The 17,511-nt window shown below is 70.7% G+C and carries 19 protein-coding genes and 1 pseudogene; 18 read left to right on the top strand and 2 right to left on the bottom strand.

The window, feature by feature from the left end; all coding sequences use genetic code 11:
• The first annotated feature begins 738 nt into the window (after window positions 1-738).
• The 10 genes from MFF42_RS08330 to MFF42_RS08295 all read left to right on the top strand — a co-directional run bounded on the left by MFF42_RS08330 (window position 739) and on the right by MFF42_RS08295 (window position 9,908).
• On the top strand, window positions 739-1,203 hold the full coding sequence (locus MFF42_RS08330; RefSeq protein WP_009866583.1) for a hypothetical protein: 465 nt from the start codon (window positions 739-741) through the stop codon (window positions 1,201-1,203).
• Window positions 1,204-1,776: 573 nt separating this feature from the next.
• Window positions 1,777-1,950: a hypothetical protein gene (locus tag MFF42_RS08325; RefSeq protein ID WP_009866584.1), complete on the top strand. Its 174-nt coding sequence runs from the start codon at window positions 1,777-1,779 to the stop codon at window positions 1,948-1,950.
• A 101-nt stretch (window positions 1,951-2,051) separates the two neighbouring features.
• Entirely contained in the window at window positions 2,052-2,786 is a 735-nt protein-coding gene (locus MFF42_RS08320) for a hypothetical protein (RefSeq protein WP_009866585.1), read from the top strand.
• A gap of 1,237 nt (window positions 2,787-4,023) precedes the next feature.
• Window positions 4,024-5,277, top strand: coding sequence for a hypothetical protein (locus MFF42_RS08315; protein WP_158022282.1), 1,254 nt, complete (start codon window positions 4,024-4,026; stop codon window positions 5,275-5,277).
• A 52-nt stretch (window positions 5,278-5,329) separates the two neighbouring features.
• Window positions 5,330-5,626 (top strand): hypothetical protein, encoded by a 297-nt coding sequence (locus MFF42_RS26545; protein WP_353890197.1) that lies wholly within the window; start codon window positions 5,330-5,332, stop codon window positions 5,624-5,626.
• On the top strand, window positions 5,562-5,828 hold the full coding sequence (locus MFF42_RS26540; RefSeq protein WP_353890196.1) for a zinc ribbon domain-containing protein: 267 nt from the start codon (window positions 5,562-5,564) through the stop codon (window positions 5,826-5,828). Before MFF42_RS26545 ends, MFF42_RS26540 begins: the two co-directional genes overlap by 65 nt.
• A 1-nt stretch (window position 5,829) precedes the next feature.
• Entirely contained in the window at window positions 5,830-6,351 is a 522-nt protein-coding gene (locus tag MFF42_RS08310) for a hypothetical protein (RefSeq protein ID WP_012454410.1), read from the top strand.
• A 479-nt stretch (window positions 6,352-6,830) separates the two neighbouring features.
• Entirely contained in the window at window positions 6,831-8,276 is a 1,446-nt protein-coding gene (dgt, locus tag MFF42_RS08305) for a dGTP triphosphohydrolase (protein ID WP_012454409.1), read from the top strand.
• Window positions 8,269-9,114 carry a nucleotidyltransferase family protein gene (locus tag MFF42_RS08300; RefSeq protein ID WP_012454408.1) on the top strand — a complete coding sequence of 282 codons (846 nt, stop codon included), beginning with the start codon at window positions 8,269-8,271 and terminating at the stop codon, window positions 9,112-9,114. The genes dgt and MFF42_RS08300 overlap by 8 nt, the downstream gene beginning before the upstream one ends.
• A 443-nt stretch (window positions 9,115-9,557) precedes the next feature.
• Window positions 9,558-9,908 carry a hypothetical protein gene (locus MFF42_RS08295; protein WP_041371358.1) on the top strand — a complete coding sequence of 117 codons (351 nt, stop codon included), beginning with the start codon at window positions 9,558-9,560 and terminating at the stop codon, window positions 9,906-9,908.
• Between the two features lie 432 nt (window positions 9,909-10,340).
• Here MFF42_RS08295 and MFF42_RS08290 read toward each other — a convergent pair whose 3' ends face one another.
• Window positions 10,341-10,685 carry a helix-turn-helix domain-containing protein gene (locus MFF42_RS08290; protein WP_009866858.1) on the bottom strand — a complete coding sequence of 115 codons (345 nt, stop codon included), beginning with the start codon at window positions 10,683-10,685 and terminating at the stop codon, window positions 10,341-10,343.
• A 51-nt stretch (window positions 10,686-10,736) separates the two neighbouring features.
• Here MFF42_RS08290 and MFF42_RS08285 point away from each other — a divergent pair, with 51 nt between their 5' ends.
• The 8 genes from MFF42_RS08285 (at window position 10,737) to MFF42_RS08250 (ending at window position 16,432) form a co-directional block, all read left to right on the top strand.
• Window positions 10,737-11,471, top strand: a complete 735-nt coding sequence (locus MFF42_RS08285; RefSeq protein WP_009866859.1) for an 8-oxoguanine DNA glycosylase — start codon at window positions 10,737-10,739, stop codon at window positions 11,469-11,471.
• A 119-nt stretch (window positions 11,472-11,590) separates the two neighbouring features.
• Window positions 11,591-11,935: a hypothetical protein gene (locus tag MFF42_RS08280; RefSeq protein WP_009866860.1), complete on the top strand. Its 345-nt coding sequence runs from the start codon at window positions 11,591-11,593 to the stop codon at window positions 11,933-11,935.
• Window positions 11,936-12,096: 161 nt separating this feature from the next.
• Window positions 12,097-13,119: a PfkB family carbohydrate kinase gene (locus MFF42_RS08275; protein WP_238255313.1), complete on the top strand. Its 1,023-nt coding sequence runs from the start codon at window positions 12,097-12,099 to the stop codon at window positions 13,117-13,119.
• Window positions 13,116-13,748, top strand: a complete 633-nt coding sequence (locus tag MFF42_RS08270) for a 7-cyano-7-deazaguanine synthase (RefSeq protein ID WP_012454404.1) — start codon at window positions 13,116-13,118, stop codon at window positions 13,746-13,748. Before MFF42_RS08275 ends, MFF42_RS08270 begins: the two co-directional genes overlap by 4 nt.
• 3 nt (window positions 13,749-13,751) lie before the next feature.
• A complete protein-coding gene (locus MFF42_RS08265) occupies window positions 13,752-14,096 on the top strand; it encodes a hypothetical protein (protein WP_012454403.1) in 345 nt (114 codons plus the stop codon).
• Complete coding sequence (locus tag MFF42_RS08260; protein WP_142583508.1) at window positions 14,093-15,274, top strand: hypothetical protein; 1,182 nt, start codon at window positions 14,093-14,095, stop codon at window positions 15,272-15,274. Before MFF42_RS08265 ends, MFF42_RS08260 begins: the two co-directional genes overlap by 4 nt.
• A gap of 111 nt (window positions 15,275-15,385) precedes the next feature.
• Window positions 15,386-16,081, top strand: a complete 696-nt coding sequence (locus tag MFF42_RS08255; RefSeq protein WP_238255312.1) for an FRG domain-containing protein — start codon at window positions 15,386-15,388, stop codon at window positions 16,079-16,081.
• 9 nt (window positions 16,082-16,090) lie between these two features.
• The gene (locus tag MFF42_RS08250) at window positions 16,091-16,432 is read left to right on the top strand and encodes a pPIWI-associating nuclease domain-containing protein (RefSeq protein ID WP_012454400.1); all 342 of its coding nucleotides are present in this window, start codon (window positions 16,091-16,093) and stop codon (window positions 16,430-16,432) included.
• Window positions 16,433-17,167: 735 nt separating this feature from the next.
• Here the strand turns inward: MFF42_RS08250 and MFF42_RS08245 are convergent.
• Window positions 17,168-17,511, bottom strand: a pseudogene (locus MFF42_RS08245) (DNA gyrase subunit B); the annotation flags it as partial.

The raw sequence follows: 17,511 nt of genomic DNA, 5'->3' as shown, positions 1-17,511 counted from the left end.
CGCCGCCTGAGGGCGGCGCTGGAGAACGTCGGATGGGGGCATCAACCTCAAATGACGAATGACCGTGAATTGTTAAGGCATGCCTACGGGGCGTTCCGAGGTCGGCATCCCGGCGCGATTGTCCGCTGCACCGGCCCTGGGCAGGTCGCCGGCACGCCGCGCAGGCCGGGGCGATGGGATCGCGCGATCCGGGGCGCACCCCGGACCCGGCCTCGCTTGTAGGCATCGCGAGGCGCGACTTGCGGAAGCCGCCGCCGGGACCGCACGGCTCCGGCCCGCCGGCGAGCCTCGCGGTTGAGCCGACGGTGCGGGTCCGCAGGATCTCTTGGCGTCAGACGAGGATCGGCGCGGCATGGCCATGGCTGGCCCGTGCAATGGCCATGCCGGAATAACCGGTGCCGTTTCTCCCGTTCCGCCAGGTGTCGCCAACGGCGGAGGGCATCGCGGAAGCCCCGCCCCCGGCGCCTGGCCCTGGACTTCGGCGGCCCTGCCCCGGAGACCGTGACCGTGTCAGGCCCAGGATCCGTCCGGGCAACGCGGCGAGCCGCGGCCGGGACAGTCCGATGGGGCACAAGCATAGGGCGAAAGGCTTTCTTAACCTTACCGGCGTTCCCCGGGCGGCCATGGCCGGAAATGCTTGCCGTCGGCCGCCAGGTGCCGTAGGTATGGCCATGGCCATGTAAGCCCTGGCCGGCAGCTTCGTCCGGGGCTGCTGCGCTGCGGGCAAGGGGAGCTCACATGTTCAACGACCTTCGCTCCGCGGTCAGGCGCATCGAGGAGGATATCGAGAAGCTCGTCGAGGAGCAGAACAGGTCCCTGCGCGCCACCGCGTCGCGGCTGGCGCTCCTCTACCTCCAGAAGGAGCGCATGGAGGAGCTTCTGGCAAAGGCGGAGACCGAGACCGTCCCGATGCCCCTGCCCGCGGCGCCGGCATCCCCGCCCCCGCCAGGGAGGCCCGAGCGCGCGGGAGCGTCCTCCGTGGTCCTCGGTCGCGCGGCCACGGTCATCGTGGAGGCGCTGGAGCGGGCCGGCGAGGCCGGCCTGTCCGGAACCGAGCTGAACGATGCCGTCCGAGACGCCCAGATGAGCAAGGACGCGTCCGAGAAGGCGAAAACGCGTTTGAAGCGCCTCGGCCTGGTCCGCCACGACGAGCTCGCTCGCCGATGGTACCCGCTGCCCCGGGCGGAAGTAGGCGCAAGATGACGGCGGTCGGAGACATCCGGGCCGGCGGGTGCCTGAACCTTAACCAACCCGGCAAAGTCGTCCAGGCAACCTACACCGCGGGTGTAAAAACTCGCCGGAACATGGTACCATTCACCGTGGATGATGGAGGCGCGCGTGGCGGCCGATCACCTCAAGCAGGCCTGGACCCGTTGCCCGAACGCTCCGGCGGCTGACCGCCCGGTCAGGCAGGGGCGCGCTCGCGGCCCGCCCTTGGTTCGGGCCGACCCGGGACCCCAGGTCTCGGACGGGCAAAAAGAAACGCGCGGCCCATGGGCCGCGCGCTTTACCCTGAACTCGCCTCTCAGTGTCGCAGCTGCCGCGAGTGTCAGGCATCCCGCACCCTAGGGTTCGGGATCGGCCAGCCAAGGCCAACGGGTTCCTCCGGGAGGCTGCCAGGCCCCGCGGATCGACAGTCGTACCCTAGCCGCACCTGCGCGCCTGCGCAAGCGTCTCGTTGCGCCCGTCCTGGATCCCGTTGGCGACCATCGCCGAGGACCCGCCGCCCTCACGGCATGCGGGCCCGGTCCCTTCGCCTGCGAGAGGACAAGACCCATGGACGACCTGGATTTCGGTGGCCTCACCGGCGCCGACGACGACCCCGTCACCGCCGCCTTCCTCGACCCCGACTTCGACCGGTGGGACGGCGACGTCGCGCGTGCCCTGGGCCGCCGGGCCGCCGACTTCGACGGGCGGGGCCCCTCCGACGCCGACGACGCCGACCGCTGAGCGTCCGCACCGCGGTGCGCTCCCCTCCCTCGGCTCCGGCCGGGGGAGCCCCCTTGTCCAGCGACGGGCCGCCCTTGCGGCCGTCATGCCGGAGTTCCCCGATGAAGATCCGTGACCAGGAAACGACCACCTCCTCCCCCTCCCTCGACGATGCCGCCCGGGCAGCATCGTGCCGCCAGGTGCCGCCGGACGCGCACGGCCGGTGCGTGCCCGTGAGCGCCCCCTCCCCGCGTGCGCTGGCGTGCGTAGGCATCAGCCAGGCAGCCCTCGCCGTTCGCGTCGCGGACCTCGGCCTCGATGTCGTCCACATGACGCTGGCCCGCGACGAGAGCACGGGCCTGGTCGTCGCCGCGGCCCTCGACGCGGCGCGGCGCCGGCCGGTCGATGTCCTCGGGCTGTTCGGTGACGGCTCGGGCACGGCAGGCGGGCTCGGTGCCGTCTGGCCGTGCCTGGGCGTGCCGGAAGTCATCGTGGTGGACCACGCCGTCGGGTACCATGACACGGGCTTCCACGAGGCCGCGTGGCGGATGGGGATCCAGGTCCTGCACCGGCCCGCACGTGCACTGCCGGGACAAGCGCACCTCAACGCCCTGTTGGGCCGGTCCGGGTCCTGTCGCGACGGTCAAGGGCGAAGCGCCGTCACCATGGCGGCGCTCGTCGGCGCGGTGCATGCCTGGATCGCCGCCTGCTACGCGTCCCCGCGCGGTCGTGACGTGGACGCGGTGCGGACCGCGCCGCCCGCCGTCCCGCCGGGAGCGTCACGGGCCCACGCCTGGACGTTGCGGGGCAAGGCCGGCCGGAACCTGGTTGGCCGGATGGCGGCCGGCCGCCGCTAGGCCCGGCAGGGCCCTGGACCCGCCGGCGCTCGTCGGGCCCGAGCGTCCGACCCGGAGAGCCAAGCGCCCCCGATTCAGGGGCCGGTGTCCCTGCTCCGCGGCCCCCGGATACGGGGCCGCGGCATGCCCTCGCCTCGGGGCGCCAGCCGTCGGGGGCAGGCCGCTCGCATGACGCAACCGGCGAGCTGCCTGAAGGCGTCAATGTCGAGGAAACCAGGGCCGTGAGAAGGCGTGCACGAGCGTCGCCCTCCTCGTGGCAGCCATGCACCGCCCGCCACCGGCGCGACCGCGGCCCCGCCGGGCCCGTCCCAGCCCCCGGCCGGTCGATGATGCGAAACGCCCGGCGCCTCGTCTGCTCGTCGAGATGCACGTGCCCGCCTTGGGCGGCCCGGGCACGGGTCACGGTCCGTGACCTGGGCGCCTTCGCCGAGCCATGACACCTCCGCCAGGCGGGGTACGGGTCCGGTCAACATCGGTCGCGGCTCGGGCCCCTCCGACCAAGTCGGCGCGAGCCGGCCCGCGCAATCCGCCACCCAGCCTCCGGCCCAGGTACCCTCCTCGCTTACGCCGCGGGCCCGGAAGGACCCGCCGGCTTCCGCTCGCCCGACAAGGAGGAGGCGCGGGCCGGTGGCCGACCGGTGCGTGCTTCGGAGGGCCAGCTGGCCGACGAACCCGCCGGGCGCCGCGCCATGCTCGACCGTGGGCTCCCCCCCAAGCAGAGCCCTGATACAGGTCGCGGGTTCCGGGCGGCTGTGAGACACGCGGAGGGTTCAGACCCCGGTCGACTCCCGGTCCACGTCACCGCCCTCCCCGAGCTTCGCCGGACTGGGGCTGGGCCTGAGAGCTGCGCAATCCTGTGGCTGCCCGGGCCAGGTCTGGCTTGGCACGCGCCTCTCCCCTCGCGGACTCCTGGCCGAAGATCGGGGTGGCGGGTCGCAGCTTGTCCCTTTCACGACCGCCCGGACGATCAACGCGTGCTCCCGGGCGGAGCAGCACTCTGTCGATTCGGGCCGGCGCCACTCGCAAGCGGCGGTCCCGGCGGGCCCCGCTGGGGTGCCCGATCCCCGGCGGCGCGGCTCCGTCCCAACCCTCCGGTGCTCGCATGTCTCCTTCCGGCCACGTCCCGTATGCCTCGAACGCGCCCGACGCTTCTGCCGCCGGCATGCCCTCCGTCCCGGAAGGGGAAATCCGGCGGGCGATGCGGGCCGTCGTCGCGGTTTGTCCGCCCGAATCGGGCATGATCCTGAACGTGTTGCTGGACAACCTTCTCACCGCCAGCCGAGCGGGAGGCATCCTGCGGTCCAAGCTGCACGGCCTGGACGTCGGGTTGCGCAAGCACCTCAGGCAAACGTGGCTCGACGGGGTCGTCGTGCCGCTCGCGAGGACGCGCAACCCACTCCATCGCGCCGCCTCCTCCGCCCTGCCGCAACTGCGGGACCCACGGGACGTCTCCGGCCTCCTCGCGGCGGTGAGACAGATCGCGGGCGAGGTCCCGGAGCACACCACGGCGCGGGAGCACCTCGACGGCGCCGTCCGCTTCCTGGAAGCGCTCCCGATCCTGATGCGCGCGGTCGAGGCCCTCGAAGCCCGGACCTTCGCCCAGGGTGCGGGCCGCTCGCGAGCGGTCGGGTACAATTCGGGCGCACGCGACGACACGCGTGCCCGTCAGGTGCGGTCGGCCGCCCATGAGTTCCGCAAAGCGGCGAGGAAGGCGCTCGCGCCCCTCGTGCTGCGCCTGGCGGACGCCGTCTTCGAGGCGGAGCTCGGAGCGGTCCGGAGCGCCGCGTTCGCCCGAGCCGCGCCGGTCCTGCGGTCACCCCCGGTCGGCGGTCCGAGGAAGCGGGGCTTGGCGGGGCCACCCTGGCGCCGTCGCCTGCTCGACGGGCTGCAGGGCGATATCTGGGGCGGCTTCGGAGCGGCGCTGGAAACCGTGCTGCGGCGCCATCCCGGGCTGGAGGTCACGGAGATCGCCGTCGACCGCAGCGGCGACCTGTGCGGGCGGGCTCGGGCGGTCCTGACGCGGCACGGGGTCCGGTTTGCGGTCGCCACCTGCTTCGACCTTCAGGTCGGCTCGATGCGGCACAGGGCGGAGGATCTCGTCGGACCGGGCCACCGGGTCGACCAGCCCACCTGGGCCGAGGTGGACGCGTGTCTCGACGCTCATGTTCCGCCGGAACTCGACACCGCCTCCTTCCGCCTGATGCGCCACATCCTGCAACGGGACGGTGGCGACGGCTTCGTGCTCGATGCCTATGCGGAGGACCAGCTCGTGATCGCCTGCCGCGCCGGTGGCCGGCTTCCGGAAGAATTCGCGGACTGGCTCGTCGAGGCCGCAGACGCGTTGGGGGTGACCCTGAGGTTCGCCGCGGACGACGGTGGCCCACCGGTTGCCGAACTGGCGCGCGTCGGCTTCGCGTGGGCGGAGGGAAAGGAGCGGTTCTTCATGACGCGGTCGGCCGTGCCCGACCCGGGAACCGGCCCCCTGCCCTGAGCGGCGTGGTGCCACCACCACGCTCGCGCTCTCGACCGGCCAGCGAACGACGCTGCCCGAGAGCCTGGGGCGGATCGAGGCGCGGAAGTGGAAGGCGCAGAAGGTCGTCTCGCGTCGCAAGCGCGGCTCGAACCGACGCCGCCGGGCCCAAGTTCGCGTCGCGCGCCTGCAGGCGCGGCAGGCCCGCATCCGGCGCGACTTCCACCATCGCGAGGCCCTGGGCGTCGCCCGCCGCTTCGGCGTCGGCCGAGGAGCCGGGCCGCAACGTCCGGCAGAAGGCAGGGCTGAACGGCGCCATCCTGAACGCGCGCTGGCATCAGTTCGCGACGATCCTGAGCTACAAGATTGAGGAGAGAGGCGGTCAGGTCGCGACCGTTCCGGCTCGGTTCACGAGCCAGACCTGCGCCGCGTGCGGCGTCGTGGATGCGAGGAGCCGCGGGAGCCAAGCGCGCTGTCGACTGGAGGGGACCTCGCGGTTCCCGAAAATCCCCGTCGTTCACGGCGGGGAAGATGTTAGGGTGTTGTCGAGCTTAGATGCCAGGGGGAGCTGACATGGTGATCGTCAGGATGCCGGGTGGCGATGTCGAGTCTATCGCTCCGGACGAGCTGCTCTGGATGCGGCAGGCCTTTGACCACGAGTTCAAGGATGCGGTGATGCTCCGCATCACGGGTGACCGGATCTATTCCGTGGAAACGGTGGCGTCCCTGGCCGCGAAGTTCGCCGCAGCCGGGGCCGCCATGGCTCGGCTGACCCCTCCCGAGGGCGCCATCGAGATGATGGTCAGCGCCGAACGGGTCCGCGAGGTCGAGCCGCCGAGCCCCGCCATCCACCACGAGGGTGCCGGATCGGTCCTCAAGTTCGGTCCCAAGCTGATGCTCGCCGTGCGTGAGAGCGAGGCCCAGGCGAAGTCCATCCTGGCTGAGGCGGTTAAGGGTCGGCCGCCGGCACCTGCGGCATTGGCGGCGGCGGCCCTGGGAGGCGCCATCGTCGGTGCTGCGGTCGCCGTAGCTGTGACGGCGCCGGGCGCGGGAGGCCCGGATCCCGAGGCACAGGAACGCCCGGGACCAGCATGAGAGCCACGGCGGATCGCCCGGCCCGCTCGTGCCCCCTCGCCCGGCCCGCCAACCATGTGCCGCCGGGGCGGGGGCCGCTGTGTCCGCGCACCGGGAGTGACAGCCGGCGGGCCACAGGTGGCGATGCAAGCGACGCGCGACCGCGCGCCGCCTCCGGTACGGGACGGCCCAGGGCTTTGAGCAGGACACGCCGGTCGGGCAGATCTCCGGCATGAGCCGCCCCTCCGGGTTCGGTGGGGACGGGGCGAGGCAGGGACCTCCGGATGGGCCGGCCAACACCGATTTCGTTCTCTCTATGTTCCAATCTTGGAGCGCCTGCCCTAGTGTCTTGCTGGCGCGAGCGGCACCGTACCGAACGGAATCCGTGGACAACCGCAGGATCCTGGCGTGACGCGTCGGAGGGCCGGAACGTAGACCGGGGCGCACGGTGTTGTGGGTGGGCGATGGACCGGGCGTCCTCGCCGCAACGGGATCGAAGGATGGCCGATCAACTCGACTGGAGACGCCTCCTCAACGCGCAGCGGCGCAAGGGAAAGGCCGCAGGCAGAGCCTACACGGCGCGGCTGGGCGAGGACCGGACCGAGCACGAACGTGACCACGACCGTATCCTGTTCTCGACCCCGGTGCGGCGCCTCCAGGACAAGACGCAGGTCTTCCCGTTGGAACGCAACGACAGCGTCCGCACCCGGCTAACCCACAGCCACGAGGTGGCGAACATGGCGCGGAGCATGGGAACCACCCTCGCCTTCGTGCACGGCGGGGCGCTGGGTTTCCCCGGGGAGGTCGAGCCCCTGCGCAACGTGCCCGCCCTCCTGGAGGCCATCGGGCTCGCCCACGACCTCGGCAATCCGCCGTTCGGACATCAGGGCGAGACCGCGATCCAAACCTGGGTGAAGCGGCACTCCGTGCCGCGCAAGGATGACCCGGCCTCGTTCGACATCTTCGACGCGCCGGACCTGAGCGAGCCGATGCGCCGTGATTTCCTGAAATTCGAGGGCAACGCGCAGGCGTTCAGGCTGCTGACGCGATTGCAGATCCTGAACGACGACTTCGGCCTGAACATGACCTATGCCTTCCTGGCGGCCCTGATGAAGTATCCCGTGCCGTCGGACGCGGTCGACAAGACCTCCCAGGCAAGGAAGAAGTTCAACTTCTTCCAGTCGGAGGCCGAGATCGCCGCCGAGGTCTGGGCCGAGACCGGCTTGCGGGAGGGCGTCCGCCATCCCCTGACCTTCGTGATGGAGGCTTGCGACGACATCGCCTACTCGGTGGTGGACGTCGAGGACGCGGCCAAGAAGAAGCTGATCAACTTCAACGTGCTCATGGCTTGGCTGCGTCACGACGCGTGCGACGACGAGTTGACGCTCGACGTCTGCGAGCGGGCCGAGCGCAGCCACGCCGAGTTCCGGGACGCGGGATTGTCGCCCGGGGAACTCGACGACATCTCGATGCAGATGTTCCGCGTGGACGCCATCGGGAAGATGGTGCGGGCCGCGGTTGGGGCGTTCGTGGCGAACCGGGATGCCATCATGGCCGGCGCGTTCGACAGGGAGCTGATGGCGGCCTCCGAGGCGGTCGTGCTGTGGACCTCGTTGAAGCGCTTCGCCAAGTTTCACGTCTACCGCCACCGCAGCGTCCTCGAAGTCGAGCTCGACGGGCACCGGACCGTTCACGAGCTCATGGACATGTTCTGGAAGGCCATCATCGAGCGCAAGGATCCGGACGACCTGCGCTCCGACCGCGAGGCGTTGCCGGCCTACGTGTATTCCCGGATCTCGGAGAACTACCGGCGCGTGGCCGAGTCGCCCGGGAACGCGATGCCGATGCGCTACCGCGAACTGCAGCTCGTCACCGACATGATCTCGGGTATGACCGACACGTTCGCGGTGTCCCTGCGCGACGACCTGAGGCGGCACCATGGCTGACCTTGGCTCCCCCGTCCGCGACGGCGCTGAGCTGTGCCGGCGGATGCAGGCGTTCCTGGCGGACGAGGCTCGCGGGGGCCCCGAGATCGCGGATCTGATCGGCCATCTCGGGCAGGTGGGCGAGGTTGCGATCTTCGGCGGCATGGCCCGGGATATCGCCCGGGGCGGGGCTGCGGCCTTCGCATCGGACGTGGACCTGGTCGTGCACGCGCCGCCGGAGCGCTTGGCGGAGCTGATGCGGGACGGCGCGGCCGTTCGGAACCGCTTCGGCGGCTACCGCATCGCCGGGCGCCGCCACTCGTACGACGTCTGGGCCCTACCCTCCACCTGGGCGGTCCAGTCCGGGCACGTGCAGGCCGCCCACCTGACCGACCTGGTGCACACCACCTTCTTCGACTGCGACGCCGTGCTTTACCTGTGCGGCTCCCGCCGGGTTCACCACGGACCGCGTTTCACCGCCTGGCTGCGCGACGCCATCGTCGACACCAACCTGGAGGAGAACCCGAACCCGCACGGGGTCGTGGCCCGCGCGTTACGGATCCTCCTCGAACATCGGCAGGCCGTCGGGCCCGGCTTGGAGAGGTATCTCCGCAGGATGGCCAAGGGGCACGCGGGCTGCCTCGATGGGGACCTCGCATCACGCCTGTCACGCATCCTCGCAGGCCTGCGCCCGCTGCCCGACGGCCTGGGAGCCACGGCCGCCGCGCGGCACCCGGGTGCGGGTGGTGAGGCGCCCGGGCGGGGCGAGCGGGACCGGGCGAACCGGCATGGCTGCCCCGACCGTTCCCATGTTCCGTGGCCGGCGCCGGGGCGGTTGAGGTGTCCCGGATCATCCTGATCCGGCCCGCGTGCTCCCGCGTTCGAGGCTGATGCGCCTCGCGAGTTGCCGGGCCCTATCCATGGAACCGGCCTTGCGCTGAGGTGGACGCCGCCACCCCTGGTCACCGGACCGAGGTTAAGCGTCAATCGCCCCATGGCAGCGCGCGGCGGGCCGCAAGGCATGGTGGCCGCGTGCGAGCATGGCCGTGTGGCGGCGCGTTTCCCGGACCGGAACGTCCTCGGAGAGGACCGGCCGACGGGGTACGACGCCGCGACGAGGAAGAAGGGCGCGGGCCTGTCGCCGCGCTCGTGGGTCCAACTCGATCAAGGCCGTGGGCTCGGACGCTGCAGGGAGCCTGACGGACGCTTCCGGGGTTGTTCCCGGCGGGCTCCTCCGGGTCGGCCAGGGATGACGTGCGAACCCACCGCCAGAACGAAGATGGGCCGTATGAGCGCGGCGCGATGGAGAGAGCACGCCTGAGTTTCGAGCGCGTGGTCTCCTTGCGCTGCGTGGTCTCGTCGACGGAGGCGGTCGCGCCGATCGGACGCGCGCTGTTGCCGGCCGCGGAAACGGCTGCGGCGAGCGCGTGCAGGTTGGCCGTGCCGCGCACGCTCGCCTGCTCGGTCGCGACCTTCGCCGTGGCCGCGGTGGCGCATGGCACCGTCTGGAGCACGCGTCCGACGCGCGATGCGCAGGTCATGCCCTCGACCTTGCTTCGGGCCCGTTCGGCACGGCCGACGCAGGACGCGCAGCTCATGCCCTCGACAGACCGGTTGATTGTCGTTCCCGCGGACTTCCTGGGCCGGGACTGAGTGCCCGCACCGTCCGCGTGGCCGGCGCACTTCCGTCGCCGGCGTGACGGCGGTCGGGCCCGGCAAGCGACCGTTCGTGCGGACGTCGTCGGCCGCGTGTGGGCCGGGTATGGCTTCGTGCCGGCCGCGAGCCCCGGTGGACCGGAGGGCCGGGGACCGACGCCGAAACGCGGCCTGCACGGCTCTGCGCCGAAGCTCTGGCGGCGTTCCTCTCGCACTGGCCCGAAGCCGGTTCAGCAGCCGGGCCGGCGCCGCTTTCCCGGGGCGGCATAGGTGCGTAACGCCGCGTGCTCGGAGCCGCGCCGGAGGCCGACACGTCGGCGCTCGCCGCCCGGCTGCAGACCAGGCACGGCCGCCCGCAATCGGCCGTTGACCGCACCGGACGACCCTGGAGCGTGGTCCGTCGTGAACGCCAAAAGCCCTGGATCGCCGTCAAGCTCGGTCAGAGTATTCATTTTCATTCACAAGCAGCAGCGCCGCGTCGATCACGTCGCGGAAGGCCGGCGAGCGTTCACAGGCCGCGAGGAGACGCCGCGTCCACGCTTCCGACGGGTGGGCGACGCCCGCGGGCCGCGCGGCGAGATAGGACCGTATCGACGCCTCTAGCTCCGGGCGGGGCCTCTGCTGACCGCGCAAGAGCTTGGAAATGTTGGCCTGGCTGGAGCCCAGCGTGCGGGCGAGCGCCTCCTGGCTCAGGCCGTCCTCGCGCCGGGCTCGTTCCAGCGCCGCCGCGATGGCGGCGCGCTCGCCGCCTGATCCGATCTTGCGTCCCCTCATGCTTTGAATGAAAATGAATATTCGGGGACGGCGTCAAGGGGAATCACGACTATGCTGCTCGAAGCGGACGGCGGCCCGACGGCTGCACGGCGTTCGCCGCCTGATCCAGATGCCGAGATCGTGCCCGGGGTGCGCTGGGGGCGGCCCGAGTGGGTGCCGAGTGCCGCGTTCTGGGCGGACATGGTCAGCCGCGCCAGCGAGCAGTCCGACGGGTTCGTCAACCGCGACGGGTCCCTGCAGGAGGAGGTCGGGTTTTGCCTGCTCGGCGGCTACGGCATCACGGCTGAGGTCAACCATGCGGTTCACGACCGGTTGATGGAGGCCGGCGTGTTCGTGCCGGGACGCCGCCCGGCCGAGGGGGATCTCGAAGCTCTCCTGCTGCAGCCGGTCCTGCTCGGCGGCCGCCCGGTCCGCTACCGGTTCCCGCACCAGCGGGCCCGCCGGCTCGCGGTCGCGTTGGGGATGATCGAGGATGACCCGCCGCCGACCGACGACGCCTTGGCATTCCGGCGCCACCTCATGCGGATTCCGGGCATCGGGCCGAAGACCGCATCCTGGATCACGCGCAACTGGCTGGGCAGCGACGAGGTTGCGATCCTGGATATCCACATCATCCGGGCCGGTCTCCTGATCGGCCTCTTCGACCGGTCGATGCGGGTGCCGCGCGACTACGAGGCGCTGGAGCGGCGCTTCCTGGAGTTCTGCGGGGCGCTCGGCGCCAGGCCGTCCCTGCTCGACGCGGTGATGTGGCGGGCGATGAGGAATATCGGCCGGGGCCCTGTTTGACGGCGGCCGGGAAAAGAGGCCACTGTCGTCTAGGTTCGCGCCCAGGGATCGCGATGTCAGGCGGTAGCAAGTCCAGCACACGCAGGGGCCCGCGTCTGGGGCCGGGTACGTCGTCACCCGTGTCGCCTTCGGGGCGGGAGGGCCAGGGCGGTGGGGCAGGGCTCGGTGGGGGCGCGGACCCTTGCAACCTGCGCTACGACACCGACCTGACGGGGGTGCGGGCCCCTGCGGTGGTGACGGTCCGCGAGCGGGACGTCCTCGACGTGACCTTGCACCGGGAGGATCCCTTCGAGACGGCCGTGTGCCGCACGCGGCCCGCGGCCGACATCGTCGGCTCGCTCGCGGGCATGGAGGGCTTGGACCAACTCCTCGGCTGCCTGCGCGCCGGACATCTGTACGAGGCCCGCGTCATCGAGGTCGATCGCACCCGCTGTCGCGTCTTGGTCGAGCGGGTGACGCGTTGATCGTCGCCGGCGGCTGCTACCTGGAAGTTTGTGCCGTCCCGCGTTGGAGGCGCCTCTTCGGGTCCGGAGGGCGGGCCGCCGCATCGGTCGGCCGGCTCTCGCCCGGAACCGAACTCCATACCTATGCCCACCGGGGGTGGGTCTCGGACGTCCGGAGCTCGATGCACGCGTTCGGTGTGGGCGCGACCGTCCAACCCATCGACGAGAGAATCTCGTTCTCCTACTTCCATCCCCTCTCGCCCGCGTTGCTCGAACCGGCCGTACCCGCTGCGCAACCTGTCCTGACCGTGTCCGGCGACGTGGTGCTTCGGTTCGGCTTCGTGGAAGGCGACGCCGTCGTCTCCGCGCGGCGCGCCGTCCACGATCCGCAGACCGGCCATGCGGCGAGCCCCTTCCGCGCTAATGGCTCCCGGGCCGAGCGGCTCGCCGTCGTGCTGAACCAGGGCGAGGCAGAGGCCGCGACCGGCGCGGCGGGCGACGACGTGGGCACCGCGCTTCTCGCCGCGCACGACGCCGAGATCGTCGTCGTCAAGCGCGGGTGCGAGGGCGCGCGCGTGTTCCGGGTCGGGGGCATGCCGGCCGACATCCCGGCATACCGCTCGGAGCGCGTGTTCAAGATCGGGTCGGGCGACGTGTTCAGCGCGGCCTTCGCGCACCATTGGGGCGAGCGCGGGCTGGACGCCGTCGACGCCGCGGACCTGGCCTCACGCAGCGTCGCGCACTTCGTCGACTACCACGCGCTGCCCCTGCCCCCCGCCGCCGAGCTCGCGTCCCAGTCTGCCCTGCCCGCTGGCCGGCGTCCGGGCCTGATCTACCTGGCGGGACCCTTCTTCGATCTCGCGCAGCGTTGGCTCGTCGAGGAGGCGCTCGAACGGCTCCAGGCACTGGGCGCGCCGGTGTTCTCCCCCTTGCACGAGGTCGGTACGGGCCGTCCGGCCCAGGAAACCGCGGCTGCCGATCTCGAAGGCCTGGACCGCTGCGCCGCGCTGCTCGCGCTGCTCGACGGCGCCGATCCGGGCACCCTGTTCGAGGTCGGGTACGCGCGCGCCCGCGGCAAGCCCGTCGTCGTCCTTGCCGAGCGCCTCGACGACCCGAACCTGACGATGCTCGTCGGCACCGGCTGCCGGGTCGCTCGCGACCTCACATCCGCGCTCTACCAGGCGGCCTGGGCCGCCATGGAATGAGGGCGCTCCTGCTCTCGGGCGGCCTCGACTCGGCGGCCATCGCCGCCTGGCAGAGGCCGGACGTCTGCCTCACGGTCGATTACGGACAGAGGCCGGCCAAGGGCGAGATCGCCGCGGCGGACTCGGTCGCGCGCGAGCTGGGACTTCGCCACGAGATCGCGCGGGTCGACCTGTCGGCCCTTGGCCTTGGCCCGCTCGCGGGGCGCGCGGCCTCGGATCTGGCGCGCGCGCCCGAGTGGTGGCCTTACCGCAACCAGATGCTGGTGACGCTCGCCGGCATGCGGTTCGTGGCCGAGGGACTGACCGAGATCCTGCTCGGGGCGATCAGGACGGATGTTCATGCCGACGGTCGCGCTCCCTTCCTGCGGACCGTCGACCGGCTGATGCACCTGCAGGAGGGAGGCGTCCGGGTCATGGCCCCCGCGCGCCACCTTTCGGCCCTGGAGCTTGTCAGGCGGTCGGGGATCCCCCGTTCACTCCTGGGTGCCACCTTCTCCTGCCATGTCATGGAATACGCCTGCGGTCGGTGCCGTGGCTGCGAGAAGCACCAGGAAACGCTGGCGCGCATCGATGGCGGCCGGGCCCGCGCCGGCACCGCGGCCCGGGCGTCCGCGGCGACGGGAGGTTGAGTCATGTCGGGAGGACCCCCGGGCCGGCGAGGGCGGGCTCCGCGGCGATTGCAGCAGTCCGGCGACGGTTGCGACCTCCACCTCACCGTCGACCTGATAGGGGTGCGTCGTGAGGCGGCGGACCGGGTACGCGAGGGCGACGACCTGCGGATCGAGCTTGTCCACGAGGGGGCCGCGGTCGGCGCGATCTGCCGGAACGGCGAGGGCGCCGTGGTGGGCGCCCTCGCCGCGTTCCCGGGTCTGACGCGGCTTCTCGACTGCCTCGCGCGGGAGGTGCCCTTCGTCGCCCATGTCGAGGAGGTCTCGTCGACGCGGTGCGTGGTGACGGTGTCGAGGACCGACCCATGATCATCGTGGGCGGCAGTTACCGGGAGGTCTGCGCTTACCCGGAATGGGACCGGATTTACGGTTCCGGTGGCCGGGCCGCCGTGGCCGTGAGCGGGCTCGCGCCCGGCTCCGTGCTGCACACCTACGCCTACTCGGGTTGGGCGGCGGACGTACGCGCGACCATGGCGTCGTTCGGCGTCCGTGCCGAAGTGGTCGAGATCGAGAAGGAACTCGTCTTCGAGTACTACCATCCCCTGAGCAAGGAGCCCGTGCCCAAGGCGTCGGCCGGTCTGCCCCGCATCACGGTCTCCGGGGAGGTCGTGCTGAGCTTCGGGATGCTGGAGGGGCCGGCCACGGTCGTGGCCGGCCGGGCCGTCCACGACCCGCAGTCGGACAGTCCCGAGGCGGCCTTCTCGGCGTCAGGGTCGCGGGCGGGCGAGCTGGCATACGTGGTGAGGGACTACATGCTCGCTGCGGCGGATTCGTCGCAGGAGGCGATGGATGTGGCGACACGCATCATGGCCGATGAGGGCGCCTCGGTCGTTGTCGCCCGCCACGCCATCGGCGGCGCCAGCGTCTATGTCGGTGACACGAAGCCGCGGCTGGTTCCGGCCTACATATCGGACACGTGGTTCAAGATCGGCTCCGGCGACGTGTTCTGCGCCGCCTTCGCGCACTACTGGGGCGAGCGCCGGCTCGACCCCGTCGAGGCCGCCGACCTGGCATCGCGCAGCGTCGCCCATTTCAACGACGGTCATCGCCTGCCTCTCCCGGCGCCGCATGCCTTGAGCGCTCTCGTGCCGCAGCCGGACACGGCGCATGGGGGGCGGGTCTTTCTTTCGGGACCGGCGGCGACGCTGCCTCAACGTTGGCTCCTCGACCAGGCACGGTGGTGGCTTCTTGATCTCGGGAGCGAGGTGTTCTCGCCGTTCCATGAGTACGGCGAGCGGCTTGCCGCGAGCGCCGGTCCCGCGCTCGCCGGACTGAGGGCCTGCACGGCTGTCCTCGCGCTTGCGGATGGCGGCGACCCGGGAACGAGCGCCGTCATCGGGCACGCCCGGGCCGTCGGGGTTCCGGTGGTCGTCCTGGCGGAAGCGGTGGCTGCGACGGACCTCGCGGTGCACGCGGGCATGTCGTGCGAGATCGCCCGCGACTTCACGACCGCCCTGTACCGCGCGCACCTGGCCGGAATGCGCTGACCCGACCGGACATCGTCGATGAGACCTCCGACCCGACCCCCTCCCAAACCGCTCCGTGGCGTCTCGGCGGAGCCGGTCCAGCCGCGTGGCCCAGCTTCGGCCGCGGACACCGTGGAGCGTCTCAAGTCGGCGCAGGAGACCTGGCAATCCTTCCAGGACTTCCTGGACCGGCGCATGCACTCGCGCTGGGTCTTTCGGGGCTGCGCGTCCCGCGAATTCCTATGTGTGCCGAGCGCGGGCCGCACGCCGAACCACGACCCGCTGTTCGAGGAGCACCTGTTCCGCGCCTTCAAGCGCGAGGCACGGTTGCACGTCTCGCTGCCGGGGGCGACCGATTGGGACTGGTTGGCCCTGGGGCAGCATTTCGGGCTGCCGACGCGCCTCCTGGACTGGACGACCAACCCACTCGTCGCGTGCTTCTTCGCGGTCTCCAGCGACCCCTTGGACGCCGATGCCGTGATCTACGCCTATCCGGTGGACGACACGCTCGTCATAAATCCGGAGGGCGGACCGGGCCCGTTCGAGATCGACCGCGTGGGGTTCCTGCTCCCGACCACGACGGCCCCGAGGATCGCGAGCCAGCGCGGGTTGTTCTCCGTCCATCCCAGGCCCAGCGAACCCTGGATGCCGAGCGGACTGGCTGAAAACAGCTTCGTCATACCGCGAGGGGTCCGGTCGCGCTTCCAGCGCAAGCTCTTCAGCCTCGGCATCGATGCGGCCCATATCTGGGCTAGCCTTGAGGGCGTATGTCTCTCGCTGAGCTGGCAGTATCGGCAGCGTCTCGGCATTGGCGCCGCCGTGTTCTGAGGAGGTTGCATGCCGGGCCCTGACGCAGCAAGCACGGATGCGGCTGTCCTCCAGGCCGTCGCAACGGCCGTGCGAGAGATCGACCTGACCGGGACCGAAGCCTGGGGGGACCTGGGCGCGCTGTCGGCGCACACGCACGTCGACTCCGTCGAGGTCTTCGCCGACGAGATCAAGGTGCGTGCCGGCAGCTTCGAGGGCCCGATCAACGTCCATTGCACCCTGAATTACGGGAACGGCGCGGACGGCCTTACGGTATCGGAGACCTTTCCAGGACGGTTCGAGGGCAGCCTCTCCCCCGCGGGGCCGGTCATCCTACGGCTGAAGGTGGACACGAGCAGCTTCTACGCCTGAAACGGCCACGGGAACCGCAGGGGCGTATTTATGGTGACGGAGCGGAGGGATGAGTCCCCCTCTACGTCAGACACGACGGTGATGCGTACTTCCTGACCGAAGGCGGGCCATTCGCACCTGACCTCGATTGCGGTCGAGTGTTCTATGAACCTGGCGAGGACTTCGGGATCATCAACGATCCGACGGACGGGCGCGACCCGCCGTTCAAGAGCGAGCCTGGCTCGTTGAGAAATGCTCGGCGACGGGTGAAGCCGAGAGGCCGATTTCCGGCCGACGTGCCTCCCGGTGGGCGTAGTTGGCGGGGCGCGGTGCATCCGGGGGGATGCCGCGGCCGCGCCGTTATTCACCAAGCTTTGCTATTTTCCCTACGCGTAAGCACCAGATTACCTTTAAGCAAAGACAGCCGACTGTCCGTGGATCTCCCGAACCAGGTGAGATCTCAAGCTGGCGTTGGCTTTCACGTCGGAAGTAGGCACTTGCGCCTGTCCCGTGCTATAACGAGCGCCACGGATGGCGCGCGCTCTTTTCGCCCTCGGTCTCGAACGCCAGCTGCCTGTTGAACGCACCAGGATGCCCGGGAAGAACACTTAATCGCTTTCATAGGTCAGCCTATTCGCTTTGAAAGGCAGCCTAATCACTTTCCCCCAGAGCCGCGAGGGTCGAACTTCTCAGTAAATCCGGTCAAGTTACCCTTCCATAGGGTCAAACTTTACTGAGAAATTACACCTTCGCCGATCAGACGTCGAGATTCGCCACGCTCAGCGCGTTCTCCTGGATGAACTCGCGGCGGGGCTCGACCACGTCGCCCATCAGCTTGACGAACAGATCGTCGGCATCGGTCGAATCCTTGACCTTCACCTGAAGCAGCGAGCGCACGTCGCGGTCGAGGGTCGTCTCCCAGAGCTGCTGCGCGGTCATCTCGCCCAGGCCCTTGTAGCGCTGGAGCTGGAGCCCCTTGCGGCCGAACGCCATCACCGCTTCGAACAGGCCGACGGGACCGTAGAGTTCCGTTTCGTCCCCCTTGCGGGCGAACGTCACCGGCTCCTCGTAGATCTCGCGCAAGGTCTCCGCCCGCTCGG

This window comes from Methylorubrum podarium (assembly GCF_022179745.1).
GTDB classification, from domain to species: domain Bacteria; phylum Pseudomonadota; class Alphaproteobacteria; order Rhizobiales; family Beijerinckiaceae; genus Methylobacterium; species Methylobacterium podarium.
This window is presented reverse-complemented; position numbering and strand designations above follow the sequence as displayed.